The following is a 5,357-nucleotide window of genomic DNA, read 5'->3' on the forward strand; positions in this document are numbered from 1 at the left end:
GTCGCGGCCGGGGGCGTCGGCGCCGCGCGGGGCGACGGGGCTGTCGGTGCCGCCGGTGGCGGCGGGGGTGTCGGTCATGGCGGGGGCCTTTCGGTGCGGGGCGTCAGGCGACGGCGGTGGGTCGGGGGACGACGGCGACGACGACGAGGTCAGCCCCAGCGCGACTGTCCGCCGTCGAGCGGGATGGTCGCGCCGGTCAGATACGAGGCCTCTGCCGAGCAGAGCCAGGCGACGGGTCGGCCGATGTCGGCGACGGGGTCCCCCACCCGGCCGGCGGGGATGCCGGCGATGAACTCGGCGGCCTCCTCCGGGTTGTTGTCCATCCACCAGTCGAGCCCGGGGCTGTGGGCGTGGGGCGCCACGTTGAGGGCGCGGATGCCGTCGGCGGCCCATTCGTACGCGGCGGCGCGGGTCAGGGCGCGGACGGCTTCCTTCACCGCGGCGTAGATGCCGTAGTTGGCGGCGTCCCAGCGCACGGCGGCGGAGGTGACGAGGTTGATGACGGTGCCGCCGCCGCGCTTGGCCATCTCGGGGCGGGCGAGCTTCATGAGGCTCAGCGTGACGCGGGGTCCGCCCTCGAAGGCGGTGCGGAAGTCGTCGTCCGGGTAGTCCGAGAGCGACAGGGGCATGGCCATGTTGGCGTTGTTGACGAGGATGTCGACGCCGCCGAGGCGTTCCACCGCGGTGGAGATGATGGTCTCGGGGGCGTCCTCGGCGGTGATGTCGGCGGCCAGGCATTCGGCGGTGCCGCCGGCGGAGCGGATCTCCTCGGCGACGCGCTCGAGCTTGTGCATCTTGCGGCCGACGAGCAGCACGGCGGCGCCGGACTCGGCGAGGCCGAGCGAGATGCCGCGGCCGACGCCCTGTCCGCCGCCGGTGACGATGGCGACCTTGCCGGCCAGGCGGGTCGAGGTGTCCTGGGCCGGGGTGTTCTGGCTCGCGGTGTTCTGGTTCGCGGTGTTCTGGTTCGCGGAGCTCTGCGGTGTGTCGGTCATGGGGTCCTCCGTGGGTGGTGCGGTGACGGGTGGGTGGCGCTCACGCGGTGACGATGGTGAGCAGGCCGGCGATCACCACGAGGACGATCACGGCCGAGCGGAACAGGTGGGTGGGCAGGCGCCGGGCGATCGCGATGCCCAGTTGGTTGGCCGTGACCCCCGCGACGACGCACGCCGCGAGCAGCGGCCACAGGCCGGGCAGGTCGATGCCCGTGCCCGACCACAGCAGCGCGAGCGAGACGATGCTCGTGATGACGAAGTAGCCGGCGAGGTCCGCGATGAAGCTCATCGGCGGGATCTTCGCGCGGCCCAGCAGCAGGACGACGGGTGGGCCGTTCAGCGAGGTGGTGGTGGAGAAGTACCCGCCGATCGCGCCGACCGCGGCGGTGATCGCCGCCGACGGCGGCCGGGCCCCGTGCCTGGTGGGCAGCGCCATGGCGAGTCCGCACAGGATGGTGACCGCGCCGGCGGCCGGCTTGAGGTGTTGATCCGGGAGCAGCGTGACGGTCTGCACGCCCAGCCAGGCCCCGGGCACGGACGCCGCACCCAGGACGGCGACGCGCCGCCAGTCGATGTGCTCGCGCAACTGCACGGTGACGCCCACGCGGGTGATGAGCGCGACGACCAGGTTGACCACCACCGTCTCCGCGAGGCCGATGCCCGCGGTGAGCATGAGCGGCGTGGCGATGAGCGAGGTGCCGAACCCGGTGGCGCCGCCGATCACCGAGGCGGCGGCCACGCACAGCGCGGCGATGACGATCAGGTCCACTCGTCACCGTCACGGCCGTCGGCTGCGCTGCCGGTCCGGGCGGTCTGCGCCGCCGTCACTTCTCGTCGGCGGGGGCCAGGTGGTTGTCGTTGAGCCGGAAGCTGGGCACGTCCTTGAGGTTGATCATGGCCTCGTAGGTGCGCTTGTAGCCGGTGCGGGTGATGACCCAGCGGCCGTCGACGCGGGCGTAGGCGTCGTCGTAGAAGGCGCTGCCGAAAATGAACGTGTCGTACTCGGGCACGATCACGCGGTCCTGCAGGTACCAGCGGCCCGTGGCGGTGTCGCCGTCGATCTCGATCTCGGGGTGGTGGGCCTGGTGCTCGGTGATGACGCCGTCGGTCATCTGCTGCTGCAGCCCGGCCACGACCTCGTCGCGGCCGGTGTAGCTCAGGCGCTTGCCGTAGGAGGCGGTGACCTCGGGGGCGAGGGTCTCGGCGAGCTCGTCCCACAGCCGGAGGTCGACGCAGCGCAGGTAGCGGTACTTGAGGACCTTGATGGCGTCGATGTCGTCGCGGCGGTCGGTGGTGGTCATGAGGGCCTTTCGCACGGGTGGGGGCGCACGGGTCGCGCGCTCTGCCCCAGACTGTAGTCAATTGTGTACAGTCCGGGAATGGAAACCGGGAAGAACGCCGCCACCGCCCGCCCGACCGGTCGCGACGAGGTCCGCTCGGCGGTCCTGCGCGAGGCCCGCCGACTGCTGTCGGAGCGCGGGCCGCACGTCCCGCTGCGCGACATCGCGGATGCCGCGCAGGTGAACCTCGGGCTCATCCACCGGCACATCGGTCGCAAGGACGCGCTGATCACGGCGGTGATGCAGGATGCGGTGCGGTTCGGCGCGGCGCGGCTCGAGAACCTCGACGACGCGGGAGAGGCCGTGCGCGGGATGCTGCTCGGCGCCTCGTCGCACCCGGAGATCAGTCGGCTGCTGGCGTGGTTGGCGCTGGACCGCGAGGCCGCGTTCCCGCCGATGCTCGACCCCTCGCAGCGGCCGGCCGCCGCGTTGCGCCGGATGACCTCTCCCGCGCCGGCCGGTGACGTCGAGCTGCTGCTGGTGTTCACTGCCGTCTACGGGTGGCCGGTGTTGCGCGGGGCCCTGCTCGACGCGCTCGACATCCCCGAGTCCGAGCGCGACGGCATCGACGAGCGTCTCGCCGACCTGCTGGCCAGGGTCGTCACCGGCGAGCGCTGATCCGGTCGGGCGCAGGCTCCTCTGCCCCCTGGTCGAGGCGGAACGGCGGGTACTGGTCGCGCAGGAGCAGGCTGTACGACGCCACGCGGTACACCCAGCGGTTCAGTCCCACGTTGAGTGCGAACAGACCCTGCGGGTAGCGGCCGGTGAACAGTAGGCCGATCGCGGCGATGAGCACGAGCAACCCGAGCAGCGTGAAGCTCCAGGAGACCCCGTCGCCGTTCCTCGAGGCCGTGGCGAGTGCGACCCCGCCGCCGGTGATGAGGGCGGTGATGAACAGGTGCGGGAGGACCAACAGCCACCACTTGACCAGCACCAGACCGCGCGACAGACGATCGGGGTAGACCACGTCGAGGTCGGCGGGATAGTCGGCCCGCCCCAGGGTGAACGGCGGGTAGCGGTCGGTGCCGAGCACGGCGTAGGCGTAGAAGCCGACCCTCCAGTGCCACCGCAGTGTGCCCTCGACGAAGGCGAACCACGATCGCGGGTACCGGCCCGTGAACAGGATCACCAGTCCTGCCGCCACGGTGACGATGCACGCCGCCGACCACAGGACCGCCAGGACGATGTAGTGCGGGATCGCGGCGATCCACTTGACCAGCCACAGGGCCCGGGAGACCCCGGGGTCCGGGTGGCCGGTCAGCCGCAGCGGATCGGGGCCGGCGGGCACGGTCGCGGGCTCCGCAGCTCTCGCCGGCCCGGCATCACCGCGGCGCCCGACGTCGCGTCCGAGCCCCGCGGCCCCGAACAGCACGAGCGGAACGCCCAGCACCAGCCCGACGAGCCCCGCGATGAGCGGGACGGTGGAATCGACCAGGCCGAACAGCTCGGTGTGCGCACCGACCTGCAGGTCGACCCACAGGGGGCGGCTGCCGTCCGCGTTCATCACGACCACGACCCAGTTCCCCGAACGCAGGCCCACGTCCAGCGTCTGCGGGGCGGCGCCGGTGGTGGAGTGCTGCCAGAACCGCTGTTCGACGGGAGGCGCGGGCGTGCGGGTTGCGGGAATCTCGCGGAGCGCGTCGTCGGGGTGGGGCTCAGTGCCCCAGATCGCCGGCCCGTCGTCGTAACCGTGGTCCCAGGGGTCGTCGCCGAGGACCGAGTGCGGCACGTCGCGGAGGTACTCGTCCACTGCGCTGGCGTCGGCGATCCCGAGGAAGATCCGTTGGTCCGGGACGACCGGGGTCGCACGGAGGCGGACGGTGATCAGGTCGTCGATCGCGAGCCCGCCGGGCTCGACCGTGCCCCCCTCCCCGAGGTCGACGGCTATCGGACTCGTCGTGATGGCGTTGCCGACCGCGCGGAACCGCTCGGTCTCGGTGAAGACGAACTGCCCGTCCCGCTGCGACTCCTGACCCACGATCAGCCCGGCGCCCGCAGCGGACAGCGCGAGCCCGATCACGGTGAGCATCACGCCGGCGATCATCATCACCCAGTTGAGCGGACGCGTGCCGGTCCTCGGCCCGGGCGGGAATGCCGTGCTCGCGGCGACTGACGGCGTCAAGGTCGGATCAGACGGGTGCGGTGGACTACCCATGACAGTTCCTTGGCTCTCAGAGGACGCGACCATGCCGGGGGGTACGGAGCCGCGTGCGGGATATCCATATAGTTATTTCGCCAGCACCGAGATATCGGTTTTGTTACATCCGCGCCCGCGCGGCGGCCTACCCGTCCGCGCTCGGTGTTCGGCGAGCGGAGCCTGTGTGGCTCGCCCCTCGGCCCGCATCCGCTCGGCCACCTAGGGTGGCGGAGTGATCCGTTCCCTCGCCGCTCGCCTCTTCGGGCGCTTCAGCCGCTGGACGCTGTCCACCCGCCCCGGCCCGGATCAGCCGACGATCCTCCTCGGCGCCCCACATACGTCCAACTGGGACTTCGTACTGATGCTCGGCATCGCATGGCGTCTGGGCATCGACGTGCACTGGCTGGGCAAGGCCAGCCTCTTCTCCGGTTGGCGCGGGCCGCTCATGCGAGCGCTCGGAGGAGTCCCTGTGGACCGCGGGAACCCCGCCCGGGTCGTCGAGGACATGGTCCGGCAGGTCCATGCCGGAGAAACGTTCTGCCTGGTCATCACGCCGGACGGGACGCGCAGCGGGCACTCGCACTGGAAGTCCGGCTTCTACCGGATCGCGCGGGAGACGGGCCTGCCTGTGACGCTCGGGTACGTCGACCGGGCCACCATGACGACCGGGCTGGGCCCCACGATCGAGCTGACAGGAGACGTCGCGGCGGACATGGACCGCATCCGCGCGTTCTACGCGGACAAGGGCGGCTTCCATCCGGACAGGCGCGTCGAACCGCGGCTCGCCGACGAGACCCGCAGGCGGGACGTGGAGCAGCCCGACCCCTGAGCGTCGTCGCGCACCGCGCGCCGTGCACCGCGTGCCGCGCGGCGCGTGCCGCGCGG

At 71.8% G+C, this 5,357-nt stretch carries 6 protein-coding genes; 2 read left to right on the forward strand and 4 right to left on the reverse strand.

Features of this window, described 5'->3' with window-relative positions:
- Positions 1-149 precede the first annotated feature (149 nt).
- Genes G6030_RS10245 through G6030_RS10255 form a run of 3 tightly spaced genes read right to left on the reverse strand, consistent with a single transcriptional unit; the run spans position 150 to position 2,296 of the window.
- Positions 150-995: an SDR family oxidoreductase gene (locus G6030_RS10245; protein WP_241724290.1), complete on the reverse strand. Its 846-nt coding sequence runs from the start codon at positions 993-995 to the stop codon at positions 150-152.
- A gap of 40 nt (positions 996-1,035) precedes the next feature.
- Positions 1,036-1,764 carry a TSUP family transporter gene (locus tag G6030_RS10250; protein WP_182643042.1) on the reverse strand — a complete coding sequence of 243 codons (729 nt, stop codon included), beginning with the start codon at positions 1,762-1,764 and terminating at the stop codon, positions 1,036-1,038.
- Between the two features lie 55 nt (positions 1,765-1,819).
- On the reverse strand, positions 1,820-2,296 hold the full coding sequence (locus tag G6030_RS10255) for a nuclear transport factor 2 family protein (protein WP_182643043.1): 477 nt from the start codon (positions 2,294-2,296) through the stop codon (positions 1,820-1,822).
- A gap of 78 nt (positions 2,297-2,374) precedes the next feature.
- Here G6030_RS10255 and G6030_RS10260 point away from each other — a divergent pair, with 78 nt between their 5' ends.
- Positions 2,375-2,953 carry a TetR/AcrR family transcriptional regulator gene (locus G6030_RS10260; RefSeq protein ID WP_007626752.1) on the forward strand — a complete coding sequence of 193 codons (579 nt, stop codon included), beginning with the start codon at positions 2,375-2,377 and terminating at the stop codon, positions 2,951-2,953.
- Here the strand turns inward: G6030_RS10260 and G6030_RS10265 are convergent.
- Positions 2,937-4,457 (reverse strand): DUF4389 domain-containing protein, encoded by a 1,521-nt coding sequence (locus tag G6030_RS10265; RefSeq protein ID WP_241724291.1) that lies wholly within the window; start codon positions 4,455-4,457, stop codon positions 2,937-2,939. The genes G6030_RS10260 and G6030_RS10265 overlap by 17 nt on opposite strands.
- A gap of 247 nt (positions 4,458-4,704) precedes the next feature.
- On the opposite strand from G6030_RS10265, the gene G6030_RS10270 reads away from it, so the two are divergent.
- Positions 4,705-5,301, forward strand: a complete 597-nt coding sequence (locus G6030_RS10270) for a 1-acyl-sn-glycerol-3-phosphate acyltransferase (RefSeq protein WP_182643044.1) — start codon at positions 4,705-4,707, stop codon at positions 5,299-5,301.
- Positions 5,302-5,357: the final 56 nt, after the last annotated feature.

The organism is Dietzia sp. E1 (assembly GCF_014145015.1).
In the GTDB taxonomy this organism is placed as follows: Bacteria; Actinomycetota; Actinomycetes; order Mycobacteriales; family Mycobacteriaceae; genus Dietzia; species Dietzia cinnamea_A.

Coding starts and splice junctions, on each gene's coding strand:
- G6030_RS10260 (WP_007626752.1), top strand. CDS start 2,375: ATGGAAACCGGGAAGAACGCCGCCACCGCCCGCCCGACCGGTCGCGAC.
- G6030_RS10245 (WP_241724290.1), bottom strand. CDS start 995: ATGACCGACACACCGCAGAGCTCCGCGAACCAGAACACCGCGAACCAG.
- G6030_RS10255 (WP_182643043.1), bottom strand. CDS start 2,296: ATGACCACCACCGACCGCCGCGACGACATCGACGCCATCAAGGTCCTC.